This is a genomic window from Amycolatopsis kentuckyensis (genome assembly GCF_002155975.1).
In the GTDB taxonomy this organism is placed as follows: Bacteria; Actinomycetota; Actinomycetes; order Mycobacteriales; family Pseudonocardiaceae; genus Amycolatopsis; species Amycolatopsis kentuckyensis.
The window spans coordinates 14,236-29,978 of the sequence record NZ_MUMI01000015.1; the positions used below are offsets into that span (position 1 = coordinate 14,236).

The 15,743-nt window shown below is 71.2% G+C and carries 14 protein-coding genes and 1 pseudogene; 9 read left to right on the plus strand and 6 right to left on the minus strand.

What is annotated here, in order from left to right; genetic code table 11:
- Positions 1 to 13: 13 nt before the first annotated feature.
- Positions 14 to 1,012 (minus strand): Gfo/Idh/MocA family protein, encoded by a 999-nt coding sequence (locus tag CCN39_RS01275; protein WP_208630098.1) that lies wholly within the window; start codon positions 1,010 to 1,012, stop codon positions 14 to 16.
- Positions 1,009 to 2,031, minus strand: a complete 1,023-nt coding sequence (locus CCN39_RS01280; RefSeq protein WP_086837962.1) for a LacI family DNA-binding transcriptional regulator — start codon at positions 2,029 to 2,031, stop codon at positions 1,009 to 1,011. The genes CCN39_RS01275 and CCN39_RS01280 overlap by 4 nt, the downstream gene beginning before the upstream one ends.
- A 112-nt stretch (positions 2,032 to 2,143) precedes the next feature.
- Between CCN39_RS01280 and CCN39_RS01285 the strand changes: the two genes are divergently transcribed.
- Genes CCN39_RS01285 through iolD form a run of 8 tightly spaced genes read left to right on the plus strand, consistent with a single transcriptional unit; the run spans position 2,144 to position 10,277 of the window.
- Complete coding sequence (locus CCN39_RS01285; protein WP_086837963.1) at positions 2,144 to 3,022, plus strand: TIM barrel protein; 879 nt, start codon at positions 2,144 to 2,146, stop codon at positions 3,020 to 3,022.
- Positions 3,023 to 3,045: 23 nt separating this feature from the next.
- On the plus strand, positions 3,046 to 4,044 hold the full coding sequence (locus CCN39_RS01290; RefSeq protein WP_086837964.1) for a sugar ABC transporter substrate-binding protein: 999 nt from the start codon (positions 3,046 to 3,048) through the stop codon (positions 4,042 to 4,044).
- On the plus strand, positions 4,041 to 5,084 hold the full coding sequence (locus tag CCN39_RS01295; protein ID WP_086837965.1) for an ABC transporter permease: 1,044 nt from the start codon (positions 4,041 to 4,043) through the stop codon (positions 5,082 to 5,084). Before CCN39_RS01290 ends, CCN39_RS01295 begins: the two co-directional genes overlap by 4 nt.
- Positions 5,081 to 5,860, plus strand: coding sequence for an ATP-binding cassette domain-containing protein (locus tag CCN39_RS01300; protein WP_086837966.1), 780 nt, complete (start codon positions 5,081 to 5,083; stop codon positions 5,858 to 5,860). Before CCN39_RS01295 ends, CCN39_RS01300 begins: the two co-directional genes overlap by 4 nt.
- Positions 5,861 to 5,894: 34 nt before the next feature.
- On the plus strand, positions 5,895 to 6,824 hold the full coding sequence (iolC, locus tag CCN39_RS01305) for a 5-dehydro-2-deoxygluconokinase (protein WP_086837967.1): 930 nt from the start codon (positions 5,895 to 5,897) through the stop codon (positions 6,822 to 6,824).
- Positions 6,821 to 7,558 (plus strand): Cgl0159 family (beta/alpha)8-fold protein, encoded by a 738-nt coding sequence (locus CCN39_RS01310; RefSeq protein WP_086837968.1) that lies wholly within the window; start codon positions 6,821 to 6,823, stop codon positions 7,556 to 7,558. The genes iolC and CCN39_RS01310 overlap by 4 nt, the downstream gene beginning before the upstream one ends.
- A complete protein-coding gene (gene iolB / locus CCN39_RS01315) occupies positions 7,555 to 8,445 on the plus strand; it encodes a 5-deoxy-glucuronate isomerase (RefSeq protein ID WP_086837969.1) in 891 nt (296 codons plus the stop codon). The genes CCN39_RS01310 and iolB overlap by 4 nt, the downstream gene beginning before the upstream one ends.
- Positions 8,442 to 10,277 carry a 3D-(3,5/4)-trihydroxycyclohexane-1,2-dione acylhydrolase (decyclizing) gene (iolD, locus tag CCN39_RS01320; protein WP_086837970.1) on the plus strand — a complete coding sequence of 612 codons (1,836 nt, stop codon included), beginning with the start codon at positions 8,442 to 8,444 and terminating at the stop codon, positions 10,275 to 10,277. The genes iolB and iolD overlap by 4 nt, the downstream gene beginning before the upstream one ends.
- On the opposite strand, the gene CCN39_RS01325 is transcribed toward iolD, so the two are convergent.
- The 4 genes and pseudogenes from CCN39_RS01325 to CCN39_RS01340 form a co-directional block, all read right to left on the minus strand.
- The gene (locus CCN39_RS01325; RefSeq protein WP_086837971.1) at positions 10,262 to 11,215 is read right to left on the minus strand and encodes a TolB family protein; all 954 of its coding nucleotides are present in this window, start codon (positions 11,213 to 11,215) and stop codon (positions 10,262 to 10,264) included. The genes iolD and CCN39_RS01325 overlap by 16 nt on opposite strands.
- Positions 11,212 to 12,441, minus strand: coding sequence for an MFS transporter (locus CCN39_RS01330; RefSeq protein ID WP_086837972.1), 1,230 nt, complete (start codon positions 12,439 to 12,441; stop codon positions 11,212 to 11,214). The genes CCN39_RS01325 and CCN39_RS01330 overlap by 4 nt, the downstream gene beginning before the upstream one ends.
- 11 nt (positions 12,442 to 12,452) lie before the next feature.
- Positions 12,453 to 13,936, minus strand: a pseudogene (locus CCN39_RS01335) (discoidin domain-containing protein).
- Positions 13,937 to 14,255: 319 nt separating this feature from the next.
- Entirely contained in the window at positions 14,256 to 14,831 is a 576-nt protein-coding gene (locus CCN39_RS01340; RefSeq protein WP_086837973.1) for a TetR/AcrR family transcriptional regulator, read from the minus strand.
- 99 nt (positions 14,832 to 14,930) lie between these two features.
- Between CCN39_RS01340 and CCN39_RS01345 the strand changes: the two genes are divergently transcribed.
- On the plus strand, positions 14,931 to 15,743 hold an 813-nt coding region (locus tag CCN39_RS01345; protein WP_086837974.1), incomplete at its 3' end, for an aldo/keto reductase.

Genomic DNA, 15,743 nt, shown 5'->3' on the forward strand with positions numbered 1-15,743 from the left:
CGCGAGATACGGGTCAGCGGCGGACCTCTGCCAGCTTGACCGGGCGGCGTTCGCGGCGGGAGACCTCGCAAGCCTCCGCGATGTAGAACGCCTCCAGCGCGTCCGCCGCTCCACACGGCGAAGGGGCCCGGCCCGCGACGACGTCCAGGAACGCGCGCAGCTCCGTCGTGTAGGCCGGGCGGAAGCGCTCCATGAACCCCGGGTACGCCGGCCCGGGCAGCGGTGCCACGCCCGGCTCCACCGACCGCAGCGGCGCCCGGTCGTCCAGGCCGACGACCACGCCCGACACCGAGCCCAGGACGTCGAGGCGCACGTCGTACCCCGCGCCGTTGTAGCGGGTCATCGACACCGTCGCCAAGGTGCCGTCGTCCAGGGTCAGCGTGGCCGCCGCCGTGTCGACGTCACCCGCGTCGGCGAAGAACCGCTCGCCGCGGTTCGCGCCGATCGCGTACACCTCGTCGACCTCGCGGCCGCTCACCCAGCGGATGATGTCGAAGTCGTGGACGCCGCAGTCGCGGAACAACCCACCCGAGTGGGCGACGTACTCCGCCGGCGGGGGCGACGGGTCGAACGTCGTCGCGCGCAGCGTGTGCAGCCAGCCCAGCTCCCCCGACTCCACCGCCGCCTTCGCCGCCGCGTAGCCCGCGTCGAAGCGGCGCTGGAAGCCGATCTGGACCGGGACATCCGACGCGCCGATCCGGTCGATCACCGCCAGGGTGCCCGGGATGTCCGCCGCGACCGGCTTCTCGCAGAACACCGGGATGCCCGCGTCGACCGCCGCGATGATCAGGCCGGGGTGCGCGTCCGTGGCCGCCGTGACGACCAGGCCGTCGAGGCCCGCGGCGAACAGCTCGTCGAGGGACACCGACTCGACGCCGAGCTTCGCGGCGGCGGAAGCGGCTCGCGCGGTGTCGACGTCGGCCACGACGACCGATTCGACCTCCTCGAAGCCCTTCAGCGTCTCCGCGTGCGCGGTGCCGATCCGGCCGGTGCCCGCCAATCCCAACCTCATCGTGGTGCTCCTCCTGTCGCAGAAATCTCGGCCGTGGTCGCCCGGACCACCAAGGACGGGTGCAGCAGGTGCCGGACCGGCTCCGTGCGCTCCCCGCGGACGCGCTCGATCAGCGCTTCGAAGGCCAGCCGCCCCATCTCGGTGCGCGGCTGGTCCACTGTGGTCAACGAAAGGTGCCGCAGCGCCGCCAGCGACGTGTTGTCGTAACCCACGACCGACACGTCTTCCGGCACGCGCAGCCCCGCTTCCTCCAGGGCCGAAATCGCCCCGACGGCGTTGAAGTCGTTGCCCGCCACCAAACCCGTCGGCAGATCGGGCCGCGAGTACGTCGCCAGCAGTTCGCGCACGGCCTTCTCGCCGCCGGTGTCGGTGTGCTCGCTGCGCACGACGATCGGCTCCAGCCCGTGCTTCCGCATCGCCGACTGGAACCCGCGGCGCCGCTGGGCCGCACCGGCCGCGCCCCCGCCGTCCAGGTGGGCGATGCGCCGGTGCCCGAGGCCGACGAGGTGGTCGACGGCCAGCGCGGATCCCGCTTCGCCGTCGTCGTTCACCGTGTCCACCGCGGACGAGCGGATCGTCCGCGAGACCAGCACGACCGGGCACTGCTTGGCCGCGATCTGGATCGACGCCGCCGGCACGACCGGCGAAAGCAGGATGATCCCCGCCGGGCGGAAGGAAAGCAGGTTGTGCAGGGCGTTCCACTCGCGGGTGGGACTGCGGCCGCCGGTGTTGAGGATCAGGTCGAAGCCCGCGGCCTGCGCGGCCGCGTCGAGCCCCTCGACGACGTCGGCGAAGAAGGCGTTGCGCAGGTCGTTGACCATCACGCCGAGCACGGTGGACGTCCGGCTGGCCAGCGACCGCGCCATCACGTGCGGCTGGTAGCCGAGTTCTTCCGCCGCGCGCAGCACCGCCGCACGCCGGGCCTCGGAGACCTTCGGCGAATTGTTCATCACCAAGGAGACCAGTGCGCGGGAAACTCCCGCCCGTGCGGCGACGTCCTCCATCGTCGGACGCACCATGCGCACCTCCCCTGATCACCGGAAACTCGGCCTTGACTTTGCTGTGACGGACGCTACAAGATTAGAGCGCTCTAATCAATAGAGCGCTCCAACGGACCAACGGAGGCCCCTTGTGACAGCGACGATCCGCGTGGCCGCCGCCCCGATCTCCTGGGGTGTCTGCGAAGTACCGGGCTGGGGCCGGGTGCTGGACGCGGCCACCGTGCTCGGCGAGATGGCGGCGCTCGGCGTCCAGGCCACCGAGCTCGGCCCGCCCGGGTACCTCCCCCGCGAGCCCGCCGAGCTGCGGGAGCTGCTGGCCGGCTACGACCTGAAGCTCGTCGGCGGCTTCCTCGCCGTCGTCCTCCACGAAAACCAGCAGCAGGCTCTGCGCGAGGCCGAGGAGTCGGCCGCGCTCTTCGCCGCCTGCGGGGGTGACGTCCTGGTCCTCGCCGCCGCGACCGGTCTCGACGGCTACGACGACCGCCCGCAGCTCAGCGACACCGAATGGGCGACGCTGGTCGGCACCGCGGGCAAGATCCGCGACATCGCCGCCGCCCACGGCCTGCGCACGGTGCTGCACCCGCACGTCGGGACGCACGTGGAGCAGCAGGCCGAGGTCGAGCGCTTCCTCGCCGATTCCGATCTCGGGTTGTGCCTCGACACCGGGCACCTGATGATCGGCGGGACGGATCCGGTGGAGCTGGCGAAGCGGTATCCCGAACGGGTGGGGCACGTGCATCTCAAGGACGTCCGGGAAGACCTGGCGGCCGAGGTCCGCGCGGGCCGGCTGGCCTACACCGACGCGGTCGGGCGGGGCATGTACACCCCGCTCGGCGAGGGCGACGTGGACGTGGCGGCGATGGTGCGCTCCGTCCAGGCCGCCGGCTACGACGGCTGGTACGTCCTCGAACAGGACACCGCCCTCGGCGACTCGAGCCCCGACGACCTACCCCGGCAGGACACCGAGCGCAGCCTGGCCCACCTCGCGAAGATCACCGACTCCCTCTGAAACCTGGTCCCAAAGGAGCGACTGTGTTTTCTCTCAAGAAGCTGGCCGGCGTGGCGGCGATCGCCGCCGCCGGGCTGGTCCTGTCCGCCTGCAGCGGCCCGACCGCCGACAACTCGAACACCAGCGCCAGCGGCAGCTCCTCGGCCGCGGCGCCGAGCGCGGGCGGCCCGCTCAAGGTCGCCGTGGTCACCCACGGCAGCGCCGGCGACGCTTTCTGGAACGTCGTCAAGAACGGCGCCGAGCAGGCGGGCAAGGACCTGAACGTCGGCGTCGACTACTTCTCCGACGGCGACCCGGGCAACCAGGCGCGGCTGATCGACAACGCGGTCGCGCAGAAGGTCGGCGGCCTGGTCGTCTCGATGGCGAACCCGCAGGCCCTGCAGACGTCGATCCAGAACGCCGTGAAGGCCGGCATCCCGGTCATCACCATCAACTCCGGCGAGGACTTCAGCGCCCAGTTCGGCGCGATCGCGCACGTCGGGCAGAGCGAGGGCCTCGCGGGCCAGGGCGCCGGCCAGCGGCTCAAGGCGGCCGGCAAGACCAAGCTGCTGTGCGTCATCCACGAGGCCGGCAACATCGGCCAGAACCAGCGCTGCGACGGCGCGAAGCAGACCTTCGGCAACGTCACCACGCTGCAGGTCGACATCTCCAACCCGACCGACGCGCAGGCCCGGATCCGCGGCGCCCTGCAGTCCGACCCGTCGATCGACGCGGTGCTGGCGCTGAACTCGCAGGTCGCGGCCCGCGCGGTCGCCGCGGCGAAGGAAGCGAGCTCGAAGGCCCAGGTGGCCACGTTCGACCTGAACGCCGACGTCGTCGCGGCCATCAAGGACGGCAGCATCCTCTTCGCCGTCGACCAGCAGCAGTACGAGCAGGGCTACCTGCCGATCGTGTTCCTCAAGCTGTACAAGGAGAACGGGAACACCATCGGCGGCGGCCACCCGGTGCAGACCGGCCCCGGCTTCGTCGACAAGACCAACATCGACACCGTGGCCCCGTACGCGCAGCGCGGCACGCGATGACCACAGCGATCCAGGCCCAGCCCGACGAGCGCGTCGCCAGGAAAGGGCTGACCGACCGCCTGGTCGTCCGCCCCGAAATCGGCGCGCTCCTCGGTGCGGTGCTGGTCTTCGTCTTCTTCTCGGTCGTCACCGGCCAGTTCCTCAGCCCGCTGGGCGTGGCCACCTGGCTCGACGACTCCTCGACGCTGGGCATCATGGCCGTCGTGGTCGCGCTGCTCATGGTCGGCGGCGAGTTCGACCTCTCGGCCGGCGTGATGACGGCGTCGACGTCGCTGGTCACCGCGATCCTGGCGACGCAGGCGGGCTGGAACGTCTGGCTCGCGTTGCTGGCTTCGCTGGCCTTCGCGCTCGGCGTCGGGGCGTTCAACGGCTGGCTGGTGATGAAGACCGGGCTGCCCAGCTTCATCGTCACGCTCGGGTCGTTCCTGGCGCTGCAGGGGCTCAACCTCGGCGTGACGCGGCTGGTCACCAACACCGTCCAGGTCTCGGGCATGCGCTCGACCAGCGGTTACGAGTCGGCCGGCGGGCTGTTCGCCTCGACGTTCGACATCGGCGGCACCGAGTTCCAGTCGTCGATCGTCTGGTGGATCGTCGTCACGGCGATCGCCGCGTGGCTGCTGGTGCGGACCCGGTTCGGCAACTGGATCTTCGCGGTCGGCGGGTCGCAGGTGTCGGCCCGCTCGGTCGGCGTGCCGGTGGTGCGCACGAAGATCCTGCTGTTCATGGGCACCGCGCTCGGCGCGTGGCTGGTCGGCTCGATCAACATCCTGCGCTTCGCCAGCGTGCAGGCCAACCAGGGCATCGGGCTGGAGTTCCAGTACATCATCGCGGCGGTGATCGGCGGCTGCCTGCTCACCGGCGGGTTCGGCTCGGCGGTGGGCGCGGCGATCGGTGCGCTGATCTTCGGCATGGCCCGCCAGGGCATCGTGTTCGCGCAGTGGAACAGCGACTGGTTCATGCTGTTCCTCGGCGTCATGCTGCTGGCCGCGGTCCTGGTCAACAACGCCTTCCGGCGCCGCGCGGAGAGGGTACGCCGATGAGCTTGCTGGAAGTGAAGGACATCGGGAAGACGTACGGCAGCGTGATCGCGCTGCGCGATGTGTCCACTGTGGTCAATGCGGGCGAGGTCACCTGCGTGCTCGGCGACAACGGCGCCGGGAAGTCCACGCTGATCAAGATCCTGGCCGGCGTGCACCAGCACGACCGCGGCGAGTTCCTCGTCGAGGGCGAGCCCGTGAAGTTCGCCTCGCCGCGCGAGGCCCTCGACCGCGGCATCGCGACCGTGTACCAGGACCTCGCCGTGGTGCCGCTGATGAGCGTCTGGCGGAACTTCTTCCTCGGCTCCGAGCCGACGACCGGATTCGGCCCGTTCAAGATGCTCGACCGCAAGAAGGGCCGCGAGACGACCAAGAAGGCGTTGTCCGACATGGGCATCGACCTGCGGGACGTCGAGCAGCCGGTCGGGACGCTCTCGGGCGGCGAGCGCCAGTGCGTCGCGATCGCGCGGGCGGTGTACTTCGGCGCGAAGGTGCTGATCCTGGACGAGCCGACGGCGGCGCTCGGCGTCAAGCAGGCCGGGGTGGTGCTGAAGTACGTCGCCCAGGCCCGGGATCGCGGCCTCGGCGTCGTGCTGATCACGCACAACCCGCACCACGCCTACCCGGTCGCCGACCGGTTCCTGCTGCTCAAGCGGGGCGCCGCGCTCGGGCACTACGAAAAGTCCGAGATCGACATCGGCGAGCTGACCCGGCAGATGGCGGGCGGTGCGGAGCTCGAAGCCCTGGAACACGAGCTGCGGCAGGTGGAGAAGGCGTGAGGCCCGCCGACGCACACTTCCCCGCGGAGGCGGCATGACCATCGAAGCGTTGACGATCGGCCGGGTGGGCGTCGACCTCTACCCGGAACAGAGCGGCGTACCGCTGGCCGGGGTCAGCACGTTCGCCAAGTCGCTCGGCGGGACCGCGACCAACGTCGCGGTCGCCGCCGCGCGGCTCGGCCGGCGCACGGCGGTGCTCACCAAGGTCGGCCCGGACGGCTTCGGCGACTACGTCCGGCAGGCCCTCGACGGCTTCGGCGTCTCGCCGGACTTCGTGGGCACCTCGCCGGACTTGCAGACGCCGGTCGTGTTCTGCGAGCTCAACCCGCCCGCGGACCCGCCGCTGCTGTTCTACCGCTCCCCCATCGCCCCCGACCTCACGCTCACCGACGAAGACGTGCCCTGGGACGTCGTCGAATCGGTGCCGCTGCTGTGGGTCACCGGCACCGGCGTGTCCGTGGAACCGGCCCGGGCGACCCAGCGGAAGATCCTCGAAGCCCGGGGCCGCCGTGAGCACACCGTCCTGGACCTGGACTACCGGCCGATGTTCTGGCCGTCCGTCGAGCAGGCCCGCGCCGAGATCGGCGGGATGCTCGACCACGTCACGGTCGCGGTCGGCAACCGGACCGAGGTGGAGGTCGCCGTCGGCACCGCGGACCCGGACACGGCCGCGGACCGGATGCTTTCGCGGGGTCTCCGGTTGGCCGTGATCAAGAAGGGCACCGAAGGCGTCCTCGTGGCGACGCCGGACGGCCGCTGGACGGTGCCACCGCAGCGCGTCGAGGTCGTTTGCGGGCTCGGCGCGGGCGACGGCTTCGGCGGGGCACTGATCCACGGGCTGCTGTCGGGCTGGGACCCGGTGCGGATCGCGGAGTACGCGAACGCCGCGGGCGCGCTCGTCGCGTCGCGGCTGGCCTGCGCCGACGCCATGCCGACCGCCGGGGAGATCGAGGAGCTGCTGTGATCCTCACGGACGAGCGCTGGTCGGAGCTCCTGCACACCCGCGCGACGAACCCCGGCGCGGTCCGGCAGGCGTACGCGACCCGCAAGCGGCGTCCGCAGCTGCTGTCCGACAACGGCACCCTGTTCCTCGTCGCCGCCGATCACGAGGAACAGCCCGACCGGCGGACGCTGCTGGAGCGCCTGCTCGTCGCGGTGGAGAATCCGGCCGTCGACGGCATCCTCGGCACCCCGGACATCGTCGAGGAGCTGCTTCTGCTCGGCGCACTGCACGACAAGGTCGTCTTCGGGGCGATGAACCGCGACGACCGGTTCACCGGCTACGACGCCCGGACGCTGATCGACTGCGGCCTCGACGGCGGCAAGATGCTGCTGCGCCTGGCCGGCACCGCCCCGGACCTGCCGGCCTGCGCCGAGGCTGTCACCGAGCTGGCCGCGTACGGCCTGATCGCCATGATCGAGCTGCAGGAGGACCCGGCGTCGCTGGCGCGGGCGGTCACCATCGCGTCCGGCCTCGGGACGACGTCGGCGCACACCTGGCTGCAGCTGCCACCCACCAGCTCTGCCGCCGTCCTCGGCGCCACGACGCTGCCGGTGGTGCTCGGCGGCCTGCCGTCGGGCGGGACGCTGTCGCACGGGGTCGTCCGCGGCCTGGTCATGGGCCACACCCGGCTCGGCGGGAACACCCGCGATGCTGTCGAAGCCGCCGCAAAGGCACTGGAGGAGGCCGCGAAGTGAGCAAGCTGCACCGTCCACTCGGGACACTGTCCGACGACGCCGACCCGGTCCGGCTGACCCCGGACACCGCGGGATGGCGGTACTCCGGCCTGCGGGTGCTCTCCCTGGCCCCCGGCGAGACGCGGGTCCTGCACACCGGCGAGTTCGAAGCGTTCGTGTTGCCGCTGGCCGGTTCCGCGACCGTCCGGGTCGACGGGCGGGTCTTCGAACTCCGCGGCCGCGACTCGGTCTTCGCGCGCGTGACGGACTTCGCCTACGTCCCACGGGACGCCGAAGTCGAGTTGTCGACAAAGGGCGGTCTGGAGGTCGCGCTGCCGATGGCGCGCTGCACCCGCCGTCTCGACCCCGCATACGGCCCGGCCGAGAACGTCCCGGTCGAGGTGCGCGGTGCCGGGCAGGCGACGCGGCAGGTGACCAACTTCGGTGTGCCCGGGGTGTGGGACCACGCCGACAAGCTCAACGCGTGCGAGCTGATCACCCCGGGCGGCAACTGGTCGTCCTACCCGCCGCACAAGCACGACGAAGCGACCGAGTGCGAGGTCGTCAACGAGGAGATCTACTACTTCCGCATCGCCGGCCGCGACGGCGTGACGCCGTCCCGCGAGGGCTTCGGCCTGCACCGGACGTACACCGCCGACGGCGAGCTGGACGAGGACGTCGCGGTGCGCGACCAGGACGTCTTCCTCATCCCGCGCGGCTACCACGGTCCGTGCGTGGCCGCGCCGGGCTACCCGATGTACTACCTGAACGTCCTGGCCGGACCGGCTTCGGAACGTTCGATGGCGTTCTGCGACGACCCCGCGCACGGCTGGGTCCGCGACACGTGGGCGACGCAGGACCTCGATCCGCGCTGCCCCGTCACGAGTCACGAAGGGCGTGTTCAGTGAAACTGACGACGGCTCAGGCGCTGGTCCGCTGGATCCTCGCCCAGCGCTCGGAAACCCTCGACGGGCGCGAAGTCCCGCTGTTCCCCGGGGTGTTCGCGATCTTCGGGCACGGCAACGTCCTCGGCCTCGGCACCGCCCTGGAGGAACACCGCGGGGACATCCCGGTCTGGCGCGGGCACACCGAGCAGGGCATGGCGCTGGCCGCGGTCGGGTACGCGAAGGCCACGCACCGGCGGCAGGTCGGCGTCGTGACGTCGTCGATCGGGCCGGGCGCGCTGAACATGGTGACCGCGGCCGGCGTCGCCCACGCGAACCGGCTGCCGGTGCTGCTGCTGCCGGGCGACACGTTCACCAACCGGGCGCCCGACCCGGTGCTGCAGCAGATCGAGCCGTTCGGCGACGCGACCGCGACGGTCAACGACGCCTTCCGCGCGGTCTCGCGCTACTTCGACCGGATCACCCGGCCCGAACAGCTGATCTCGACGTTGCCGCAGGTCGCACGAGTGCTCACGGATCCGGCCGAGGCCGGGCCGGTGACCTTGGCGCTGCCGCAGGACGTCCAGGTGGAGACGTACGACTTCCCGGACGCGCTGTTCGAGCCGGTGACGCACCGGCCGCTGCGCCCGCGTCCGGACCGGCGCTCGGTCACCGAGGCGGCCGGGGTCCTGCGTGCCGCCCGCCGCCCGCTGATGGTGCTCGGCGGGGGCGTCCGGTACTCCGGTGCCGGGCAGCGCGCGCTGGACTTCGCCGAGCGGCACGGGATTCCGCTCGTGGAGACGACGGCGGGCCGGACGCTGGTGCCGCACGGGCACCCGCTGCACGCGGGGCCGCTGGGCATCACCGGGTCGACGTCGGCGAACGTCGTCGCGGCGGCCGCGGACGTCGTGCTCGCGGTCGGGACGCGGCTGCAGGACTTCACGACGGCGTCCTGGACGGTCTTCGCCCCCGACGTCCGGCTGGTGTCGCTCAACGCGGCCCGGTTCGACGCGGTGAAGCACGGGGCGCTCTCGGTGGTCGGGGACGCCGACGCCGGCCTGGCCGACCTCGCCGCCCAGCTGGAGAGCTGGCGGGTGGACGAGGAATGGACGTCCCGGGCCGCCTCCGAGCGGGCTTCCTGGGACGCGCACATCGACTCGCTGCGCTCCCCCTCGGGCGAGCTGCCGTCGTACGCGCAGGTCGTCGGGGTGGTCAACGACCTCTCGGCGGCCGGCGACTACGTCATGACGGCGTCGGGCGGGCTGCCGGGCGAGCTCATCGGTGGCTGGCGCGGGTCCGGTTCGGTCTCGATGGACGTCGAATACGGCTTCTCCTGCATGGGCTACGAGCTGTGCGGCGCGTGGGGCGCCGCGATCGCCCACCCGGGCCTGGTGACGACGCTGCTGGGCGACGGCTCGTACCTGATGCTGAACTCGGAGCTGTTCTCGGCCGCGTTCGCCGGTCACCCGTTCGTCGCGGTCGTCTGCGACAACGACGGGTACGCCGTGATCGCGCGGCTGCAGGAGGGCCAGGGCGGGAAGCCGTTCAACAACTTCTACGCCGACTGCACGACTTCGCACGCTTCGCCGCCGCGAGTCGACTTCGCGCGCCATGCGGAATCACTGGGGTGCGTGGTGTTCACGGCGTCCACTGTGGACTCCCTTCGTGCGGCGTACGCGTCGGCCCGCGAGGCGGCCGTTGCGGAGCAGCGTCCGGCAGTCGTCGTGGTCAGGACGCAGCCGTCGAGCTGGACCGAAGCCGGGGCCTGGTGGGAGGTCGGCGTGCCCGAGCACCTGGCCGGGCGGGAGGGCTACGAACGCGGGAAGGGCGGTCAGGTGCGCTACCTCGGGTCCTGAGTGACAGCCGGCGACGCCGCTCCGTCCACCAGGCGGCGCGGCGTGCCGGAGCCATCGGCGGGGACCGCCCAGACGGCGTTCTCCAGCCCGTAGAGGATCGTGCGGTCGTCCTGCCAGAGGGCCTGGTCGTCGACGCTGCGGGTTTCGGCGAGCTCGGTCTCCTTCAGCGTCCCGAGGTCCAGCACCGACAGCCGCCAGACGCCGTCGGCGACCTTCTTCTTGAAGGCGACCCGCTTGCCGTCCGGGGACAGCGACGGGCACTCGACGTTCTCGCGCAGGGTCTTGCCCCGGTAGCGCCGGTAGTCGGCTTCGACGAGGTACGTCTTGCCCTTGCTGCCGAGGGTGGCGTAGAAGCGGTTGCCGTCGGGAGCGAAGGTGATGCCCCAGTAGTTGACGTCGTGGGAGAAGTAGCGGTTGCCGTCCTTGAAGACCGGGAGCTCCTCGATCGTCTTGACCAGCCGTCCGGTGTCGACCTCGTAGAGCCCGGCGCGGGTGGAGAAGCCGGTCTCGGCGTAGGAGTCGCCCGTGACGAACAGCGTCCAGTAGACGCGCTTGCCGTCCGGGGAGACGCGCGCGCGGCTCGGCGTCCCGGGCAGGGTTTCGGTGTGGCGGACGGCGAGGTGGTCGTCGAGGACGAGGGCGTCGGTGATCGCCGGGAGGGTGCCGGGCCGGGCCGCCAGGCACACCGCCGTCTGCTCCGCCACCGCGAACCGGTCGCACTTCAGGCCGCTGAGCTGCGGTTTCGCCGTGGTTTCGCCGAGCGGGACGGCGCCGACGCGGCCGGTGGCCGTGTCGCGGAAGAACAACTGGCCGGGGGCGAGGCTCAGCGCGGCGGCCGGTTCGGCGGCCGCGGTGTCGTGCCGGGCGCTGATCGTGTACGTCGCGGCGGCGGCGACCAGGAGGGCCGTGCCGGTGAGGGCGAGGACGATTTTCTTCACGGGCGCACCGGTTTCGCGAAGGCGGCGGCGAGGGCGACGGCGGCCAGGCAGACCGCGGCGACGAGCACCGCGGGGCGCAGGTCCCACAGCGTCCACGCCAGTCCGAAGAGGACGGAAGAGAGCATCCGGGCCACGGCCTGACCCGTCTGCACCACGGCCAGCCCGGTGGCGCGCAGGCCGGCCGGGATGAACGGCCCGGCGGCGGCCATCAGGACGCCGTCGGTGGCCGCGTAGAACACGCCGTGCAGGCCCAGCGCGACCACGGCGAACGCCATGGAGGCCGGACCGCAGAGCAGCACCAGGGCCAGGCACAGGGCCACGTGGCCGCCGAGGAACACCGGCCAGCGGCCGACCCGGTCGGCGAGCTTGCCGAGCGGGACGGCCAGCAGCAGGTAGACCCCGGCGGTGCCCAGCGGCAGCAGGGGGAAGTAGGTCGCCGCGATCTCCCAGCGCCGTTGCAGGACCAGGTAGACGAACGAGTCACCGACCGTCACCAGGCCCAGCAGCGCCGCCCAGAGCGCGACGCGCCGGAAGTCCCGCTGCCGCAGGAGGCCGAGCGCGGCTCGTGCGGACACCGCCGCGCGGTCGACGGTGCCGGGCCGGTCGCGGACGAACAGCGCCAGCAGCAGCACGGCGATGGCCGCGATGCAGAAACTGGTGAAGAACACGCTGGTGTAGCTGCCGAGGCTCACGGCGAGGACGGCCATCGCCACCAGCGGGCCGAGGAACGCGCCGACGGTGTCCATCGCCCGGTGCACCCCGAACGACCGGCCGAGGGTCGCCGGCTCGCTGCTGAGCGAGATCAGCGCGTCCCGCGGGCCGGTGCGCAGCCCCTTGCCGGTGCGGTCGGCGGCGAGGACGACCCCGATGGCCGCGACCGAGGAACCGGCCGCGACCAGGCCGAGCTTGCACACCGCGGACAAGCCGTACCCGAACCCGGCGACCGCCTTGAGCCGCCGCCACCGGTCGGCGAGGTGCCCGCCGAGCACCCGCACGACCGCGGTGGCACCGGCGTAGAGCCCGTCGAGCAGCCCGAACTGCAGCGGGTTGAGGCCGAGGCCGAGCACCAGGTAGAGCGGGAGGACGGCGGTGACCATCTCCGACGAGACGTCGGTGACCAGGCTGACCATCCCGAGCGCCACCACGTTGGCGGACACCCGCTTCAGCGCCGGCTTGCGGTCGGTTCCGTCGGCCAGGTCCGAGGTACGGCTTGCCGCGATGTACATGCCCGCGCCTCCTAGTGGCAGGTGTAGGTCGGGCTGCTGTCGAGGACCTTGCTGTCGACGCCGATCAGCTGCGTCTGGAACGACGTGTCCGTCATCGACAGCTTGAGGACGCCGTAGGTCTTCAGCAGCTTGGCCGTGGTCGGGTGCGCCGGNNCTCGTCCTCAACGGGCACGAACCGCTCGTAGTCGTGGTCGTGCCCGTTGAGGACGAGGTCGACCTTGTTGGCCACCAGGAGGTTCCACAGCTCGGTGCTGTCGGTGTTGTCCCCGTGGTCACCGGAGCTCCACCGCGGGTGGTGGTAGTAGGCGGCCACACAGCCCTTCGTGTTCTTGGCGAGGTCCTGCTTCAGCCAGGTGATCTGGGGCGGCTCGGCGAACTCGTCGTGGGTGACGAAGTCGTTGGAGTCGAGGGCGATGAAGTGCCAGTTGCCCATTTCCCAGCTGTAGTACCGCTGGCCCTGCGGCTTGGCGATGGCGCCGAAGTACTGGTCGTAGCCGGTGAACCCGCTGTAGGACTCGTGGTTGCCCGGGATCGGGCGGGTGATGCTCTTGAACTTGCCCCAGCTCTTGTCGTAGTAGTTCTTGAAGTCGGTGAGAGTGGGCTCGTCGTACTGGTTGTCGCCCATGGTGATCACGGCCGCGGGGTTCATGGTTTCGACGAGCTTCGCGGTCTTGGGGTGGACGCAGCTCGAGCTGCTCGCGGTGCAGCGCTCGGCGATGTCACCGGCCGCCGCGAGGACGAATCCGGCGCTCCCGGCCGCGGTCTTGACCGTGATCGGCGCGCTCACGGCCGAGACGTTGCCCGCGGCGTCGCGCGCGCGGACCGCGTAGGTGTAGCTCGTGGCGGGGGTGAGCCCGGTGTCGGTGTAGGACGTCGTCGCGCTGGTGGCGACGGCCGTGCCGTTGCGGAGGATGTCGTACCCGGTGACGCCGACGTTGTCGGTGGCGGCGCCCCAGGTCAGCGGGACGCTCGTGGCGGTCGCCGTGCCCGCGGTGAGACCGGCCGGGGTGCTCGGGGCCTGGGTGTCGCCGGAGGAGTCCGTGCTGCCGAAGACCTGCATCTCCCAGAACGAGTAGCCGTAGCTGGTGGCGCGGGTGAGGCCGACGAAGCGCACGAAGCGGCCGTGGGCGGTGAGGCCGCCGAGGTCGTCGATCTTGCCGTCGCCGGTGTCGATGGTGGCGGCGGTGGTGAAGGACGTGCCGTCGTCGGAGACCTCGATCCGGTACTTCTTCGCGTAGGCGGCTTCCCAGTTGAGGACGACGCGGTGGATGCTCGCGGACTGGCCGAGGTCGATCCGCAGCCACTGCGGGTCGGAGCCTTCGGCGCTGGCCCAGCGGGTGGTGGTGCTGCCGTCGACGGCCTTGGCACCGGTGTAGGACGAGCCTTCGATCGTCGAGGTGGCCACGGGTTTTCCCTGCGACAGCAGGACATCGGCGGCCTGGGTGGTGGCGGCCGCGGCGATCGCGGACGGCAACAGCACCACGGCGGCGATCACCGGGGTGAGTCGGGCTAGAGGACGTAGGCGGGTGGACGGCACGTCGCGCTCCTTACGGGCCTGGCGGTGGCTGGTGGGCTGCGGCGTCGGGTGACTGACGGAAACAGTTAGGAAACTTTCCTAACTAAGCGGACTGTAACGAGAGCGTGTTCCGGCTGACAAGACTTGTCTTGCCCTTGAATCGGTCAAGAGGGTGAGTTTTTCACCATTTCCGCTGCTCAACGCGTGTGCCGGTGAGCGGCATACTGCTCCGCACCCCGGGACCGGTCATCCGGCCCGGCGGGCGCTCAACCCGGCACCGCGCGTTTCCTGACGTCGCTCAGGCGGGTTGCGGCGGCGCCTGAAGGCCCTGGAAGACGGCGGCGATCAGCCGTCGGCCCTGGGCCGCGCCGTCGTCGTTGTTCGCCACGCGCCACAGGAAGCTCATGAGCATGATGATGTCGGCGGGGTCGTGCCCGGGCGCGATGGTGCCCTCGGCCACGCAGGCGTCGACGAGCTTCTTGACGGCGGCGGTGGTGGGCGCCCACGAAGCGCTGATCAGCTCCTGGGCCGCGGCGCTGTGCAACGCGTCGCCGAGGCCGTGCTTGACGCGGATGTAGGCCGACAGGGTCTCGAACCACTCGACGAAGGCCGCCTTCGCGGACGAATGGCGAGCCAGCACCTCGTCGGCGGTGGTCGTCAGGCGTTCGATGTCGTGCTGGTAGGCGCCGAGGATCAGGTCTTCGCGGGTCGGGAAGTGCCGGTAGAGGGTCCCGGCGCCGACGCCGGCGCGCTTGGCGACCTCGCTCAGCGGCACCAGCGGGTTCTGCGCGAACAGCTCGTGAGCGGCCTCGATGATCGCGATCCGGTTGCGCGCGGCGGCCTTGCGCTGGGTGCCGTACGTGCCGTCGGTCATGCCCCGATCATGCCTCATCGTTGACATGCGGAGAATCCTCCGCTAGTTTCGGTGTCAGATCCGGAGAATCCTCCGCGAGTTGCCCGTCAGGAGAACCCCATGCGTTACGTGAAGCTCGGCACCACCGGCCTGGACGTCTCACCCGTCGCGATCGGCGCGATGAGCTACGGCGAGCCCGACCGCGGCCACCCCGTCTGGTCCCTCGGCGAAGAGCAGGCCCGCCCGCTGATCCAGCACGCCCTCGAAGCGGGCATCAACTTCTTCGACACCGCGAACATGTACTCGAACGGGTCCAGCGAGGAGATCCTCGGCCGCGCGCTCAAGGACTTCGCCGACCGCGACGACGTCGTGATCGCCACCAAGCTGCGCCACCCGATGCGTCCCGGCCCGAACGGGAAAGGCCTGTCCCGCAAGGCGATCATGACCGAGATCGACCACTCGCTGCGGCGGCTGGGCACCGACTACGTCGACCTCTACCAGATCCACCGCAACGACCACTCGACACCGCTGGAGGAGACCCTGGAGGCGCTCAGCGACCTGGTGAAGGCCGGCAAGGTGCGCTACCTCGGCGCGTCGTCGATGTTCGCATGGGAGTTCGCCAAGGCCCTGCACCTGCAGAAGCAGCACGGCTGGGCGCGGTTCGTGTCCATGCAGGACCACTACAACCTGCTGGCCCGCGAAGAAGAGCGCGAGATGATCCCGCTCTGCCTGGACGAGGGTGTCGGCACGATCGTCTGGAGCCCCCTGGCCCGCGGCCGCCTGGCCCGCGCCTGGGACGACGCGAAGTCGACGGCCCGCGCCGGCACCGACGGGACCTACGCGGACCTGCTGTACTCGTCCGCCGAGCCGGACCGCGCGATCGTCGAGGCGGTCGGGAAGGTGGCGGCCGCGCGGCTCACCCCGTGCGCGGCC

Coding starts and splice junctions, on each gene's coding strand:
- iolC (WP_086837967.1), top strand. CDS start 5,895: ATGACCATCGAAGCGTTGACGATCGGCCGGGTGGGCGTCGACCTCTAC.
- CCN39_RS01275 (WP_208630098.1), bottom strand. CDS start 1,012: ATGAGGTTGGGATTGGCGGGCACCGGCCGGATCGGCACCGCGCACGCG.
- CCN39_RS01295 (WP_086837965.1), top strand. CDS start 4,041: ATGACCACAGCGATCCAGGCCCAGCCCGACGAGCGCGTCGCCAGGAAA.
- CCN39_RS01280 (WP_086837962.1), bottom strand. CDS start 2,031: ATGGTGCGTCCGACGATGGAGGACGTCGCCGCACGGGCGGGAGTTTCC.
- CCN39_RS01330 (WP_086837972.1), bottom strand. CDS start 12,441: ATGTACATCGCGGCAAGCCGTACCTCGGACCTGGCCGACGGAACCGAC.
- CCN39_RS01300 (WP_086837966.1), top strand. CDS start 5,081: ATGAGCTTGCTGGAAGTGAAGGACATCGGGAAGACGTACGGCAGCGTG.
- CCN39_RS01340 (WP_086837973.1), bottom strand. CDS start 14,831: ATGACCGACGGCACGTACGGCACCCAGCGCAAGGCCGCCGCGCGCAAC.